The sequence below is a fragment of the Candidatus Symbiopectobacterium sp. NZEC135 genome, from assembly GCF_025962695.1.
Genome location: NZ_JAGFPF010001384.1, coordinates 1 through 558 on the forward strand (window position 1 = coordinate 1; position 558 = coordinate 558).

1 protein-coding gene is annotated in these 558 nt (G+C 54.7%); it reads left to right on the plus strand.

Going from position 1 to position 558, the window contains the following annotated elements; all coding sequences use genetic code 11:
- A partial coding sequence (locus J5224_RS34385) for an ATP-grasp domain-containing protein (protein WP_264629312.1) occupies positions 1-558 on the plus strand: 558 nt, incomplete at both ends.

A 558-nucleotide genomic window follows, 5' to 3' on the forward strand; every position in this document is an offset into this window, starting at 1 on the left:
AGGCGCAACACGCGTGATGTTATTAGGTTGCGGAGAACTGGGTAAAGAAGTGGCGATAGAGTGCCAGCGGCTGGGCGTTGAGGTGATCGGTGTCGATCGCTATGCCAATGCTCCCGCTATGCATATCGCTCACCGCAGCCACGTCATTAACATGCTGGATGGCGCAGCGCTGCGTGCCGTTATCGAACTTGAGCGTCCTGATTACATTGTGCCGGAAATTGAAGCCATTGCCACCGACACGCTAGAGACCTGTGCCAAAGCCACGCGTCTGACCATGAACCGTGAAGGCATTCGTCGTCTGGCGGCAGAAACGTTGAGTTTGCCTACCTCCTCCTACCGTTTTGCGGCCAGCGAAGACGCGTTTCAACAGGCCGTTGCCGAAATCGGTTACCCCTGTATCGTCAAGCCGGTCATGAGTTCTTCAGGTAAAGGACAAAGTTTGATCCGTCGTGAAGAACAACGGGATCAGGCCTGGAAATACGCGCAAGAAGGTGGACGTGCGGGTGGCGGTAAGGTGATCGTGGAAGGCCTGGTCAACTTTGATTTCGAAATCACGTT